This is a genomic window from Protofrankia sp. CiP3, from assembly GCF_917627345.1.
Taxonomy (GTDB): domain Bacteria; phylum Actinomycetota; class Actinomycetes; order Frankiales; family Frankiaceae; genus Protofrankia.
The window spans coordinates 1-3,521 of record NZ_CAKJTM010000210.1; the positions used below are offsets into that span (position 1 = coordinate 1).

Genomic DNA, 3,521 nt, shown 5'->3' on the forward strand with positions numbered 1-3,521 from the left:
TTGAAAAGGCTCAATCATGTCGCGCGTCCAGAGAGCAAAGTCGAACTGCAACTGCCGCGGGTCATTGCCCACGATGAGCCGCAAAAGAATATCAATCTGCTCCTTGGTCAGCTTTGGTTGGGGGCCAGGTGACTGCTTCACCTTGAGTGCTTCCTGCCCCCCTTCACGTCGGATCTTGAGCCATCCAAAGAATGTCGACCGGCCAATTTCAAACGCATGGCACACCTGATCCACGGCCATGCCACGGTCATATGCACTCAACGCCAGCACTCGGATATCTTCTAGGGTTCGCCGCGGGATTCGGGAGCCTGATTCATTGGCCATGTCAACAGTATATTGGAAATATGCCAAGAAGTCCAGTATTTAGATTTCTCCTTAGTAGTTGTCTGGGGCAATCAAATTTATGCTGGGTGGGGGAGTTCCATATGCCTGGCGTGACGTACCATGAGGCCCCGGACGCCACCGACCACTGATACACCGAGCGCGGCATGCGGGGACGAAACGCGGCCGTGTCAGGAGGATCCGCTGATGCCCGCCGCCGCACCCGCGTTCCGCACGTACGTGGAGGAGAGCCTCAACGTCCTCGCTGCCCGGCCTGAGCGAGAGGTTCTGGTGCACGGCCGCCGCCGCGTCACCGCCGGAGCCTTCAGTGACCTCGTGTACCGCATGGCCCGCGCCCTCCGCGCGCAGGGCGTCGGACGCAGCCGGACCGTCACCCTGCTCAGCGGCAACCTCCCAGAGACTATTGCCGCGCGCTATGCCGCCAACCTGCTCGGCTGCCGGGTCAACCACCTCTACAACAAGCTGTCGGCCGACGTTCAGGCGGCCATAGTCCGCGACGTCGAGACCCGCGCCCTGATCGTCGACCCCCGCTACGCCGACCGTGCCGCCGAGGTTGCGGAACGGGCACCAGTCGCGACCGTACTCGCTCTCGGTCCCGCGACCACGGGGACGGACCTGCTCGCGCTCGCCGCCGACGAGTCTGCGGAGCCGTTCGCCGGCGACGCCCAGCCCCAGGACGTGTTCGGCATCCACCACACCGGTGGCACCACCGGTCACCCCAAGGGAATCTGCGCCACCTTCCAGCAGCTCCGGGAGGCCATGCCTCGCGAACTGGGCTCGCGGCAGGCCCCGCCCCGGCAGCTCGTGTGCACCACCCTCGCCCACGCCGCCGGCACGATGGCGGACGTCACGCTTCTCTCCGGCGGCACCGTCGTGCTGCTCGACGACTTCGATGCTGGAGAGGTGCTCGCCGCGATCGAGCGCGAGAGCATCACCCAGCTCTTCGTGCTCCCGCCGCTGTTGTACCAGCTGCTGGACCACCCGGCCTCCGACCGCTACGACACCTCCAGCCTCGAGGGGCTGGCCTACGGCGGCTGCCAGACGTCACCGGGCCGCATCGTCGATGCGCTGCGCCGCTTCGGCCCGGTGCTCGTCCAATTCTACAGCCAGAGCGAGGCCGGCGGCATCAGCCTGCTCACCCCCGAGGACCACGACCCGAAGCGCCCCGACCGGCTCCGCTCCGCCGGCAAGGTCCTGCCCGGAGTCCAGGTGGCGATCCGCGACGAGGCCGGCCGCGACCTGCCGGTCGGTGGGCACGGCGAGATCTGCGTCCGCTCTGCCATGGTAATGGAGGGGTACTGGAAGCAGCCCGAACTGACCGCCGAGGTCCTGCGCGACGGCTGGCTGCACACCGGTGACATCGGCTTCCTCGACGAGGACGGCTACGTCACCGTCCTCGACCGGCTGAAGGACATGATCGTCGTCGTGAGCGGTCGTGTCTACACCACCGAGCTTGAGGATCTCCTCAACTCCCACCCGCAGGTGCTCCAGAGCGCCGTCTTCGGCGTGCGCGGCGCCGACGACATGGAGCAGGTGCACGCCGCCGTCGTGTCCGTTCCCGGCAGCGGGGTCGATGAGCAGCAGCTGCGCGCCCTGGTGCGCGCCGAGCGAGGCACGATGTACGAGCCGGCATGCATCACCTTAGTCGAGGAATTCCCGCTTACCGACGCCGGTAAGCCGGACAAGAAGCTGCTTCGCGCCCGCGCCGGGCACGCCTCCTCGTGACACTCCGGCCTCCGCGCCTGCCCGAGGCCTCGGCGGGGCCTCGGGGTCCGGCATCCTCCGCGCTCGGCGCGGATCGTCAGGCGCGGAGGCCCCGGTGTAGGGTCGTGCCTTCTGCTGGCGGGTGTGCCGGCAACAGGATGACTCCTCGTCGGAGTGCTGACCCCGGCCAGCAGACCTTCACCGAGCAGGCCCACGAGATCTCGCTTCGTCGCGCGCCAAGTATGAACTGTGGGAAACCGAAGTTGACCTTCGTCTGTGGACAGAAGGTTTTGTGACTGTCTGCGATTAGGGCGCCTCGCTCGGTGTTTCTGGTGCGAGGGCTACTACGCTTGGCGCCGCCGTGGCGGTGAATCAGTTCGGGAACGTGAAGACCGCAGGTTGAGGACGAAGATCGTCGCAGTGCACGCGGCATCGCGCGGGACATACGGTGCCCCGCGGATCTGAGCGGATCTGGCCGCTGCCGGTGAGCCGGTGAGCCGCAGGCGGGTCGCGCGCTGGCCTGCAATGGGTACGCCGCCGGCGGCGGGTCAGCTTCACCCGCGACGCCCGGGGCGGGCCGCCTGCCCCCGGACCTGGTCGGCCGCAGGTTCACCGCGCCCGCGCCGAACCGGGTCTGGACCGCGGACGTGACCTACATACCGAGTGATCGGGCAGCGGGGCGAAAAGCGCACCTGGCGTCTGGACGACGTAACCCGCCTTGAGGACATGCCGAACACTGCCCCATCACCTCCCCGTGGTCCGCGGAGGCCGTCTTCCGGCCGCACCGGCGAACGCGCGGCCGCGCTGGTCGCTGGCGTGCCTCGGCACTCACCTTGATGGTGTCGTGGAATGCGATTGGCGCCGGGCGGAGGGCGGGTGGCGAGCAGGTGCCTATTACTGAAGTCTGCGGGAGGAATTGGTTCGGCCGCGTGAGCCGGAATGTCGGCGGCCGTCGGTGTCTGCCGCCAGACGATCAGAATCTCGTCACGGTACTTCTCTTTCCGATGCATATTGATGCCTTCTCCGACGCGGTCCTCGCCGACGTAGGCATCACCGCCGTCAAGATCCCACCGCGAGCCCACCGAGCGAACTCCCACGCGGAACGGTTCGTGCGCACCGTCCGGGCCGAGGTCACCGACCGTATGCTGATCTTCGGCGAACGGCACCTGCGCGCCGTCCTCGCCGAGTACGCACGGCATTACAACGGACGGCGACCCCACCGCGCCCTCGAACTCCGACCGCCTCGCCCTGATCATCCGCTCGCCGATCACGGCGGAAACGATCAATTGCTGGCCCGTCCTCGGCGGCTTGATTAACGACTACGAACCGGCCGCGTAAAACCGCAGGTCAACCCCGATGGCCGAGTTCTGGCACCCAACAAGGTGAACACCAGATAGGCCCGCCAGCGCCGACTTCCCTCGGCCTCGACCGTCGCAGCGGCGTGGACGCAGCCAAGGGGCGGAATCAAGCGGTCA

2 protein-coding genes and 1 pseudogene are annotated in these 3,521 nt (G+C 67.1%); 2 read left to right on the plus strand and 1 reads right to left on the minus strand.

Annotation, left to right across the window (positions count from 1 at the left end; genetic code table 11):
- Window positions 1-270, minus strand: a 270-nt coding sequence (locus MJ797_RS26360) for a helix-turn-helix domain-containing protein (protein ID WP_239342389.1), incomplete at its 3' end; no start/stop codon positions are given.
- A gap of 258 nt (window positions 271-528) precedes the next feature.
- Here MJ797_RS26360 and MJ797_RS26365 point away from each other — a divergent pair.
- Together MJ797_RS26365 and MJ797_RS26370 are read left to right on the plus strand one after the other, a co-directional pair.
- Window positions 529-2,067, plus strand: coding sequence for an AMP-binding protein (locus tag MJ797_RS26365; protein WP_239342391.1), 1,539 nt, complete (start codon window positions 529-531; stop codon window positions 2,065-2,067).
- A 1,004-nt stretch (window positions 2,068-3,071) separates the two neighbouring features.
- Window positions 3,072-3,384 (plus strand): annotated as a pseudogene (locus MJ797_RS26370) (integrase core domain-containing protein); the annotation flags it as partial.
- Window positions 3,385-3,521 lie beyond the last annotated feature (137 nt).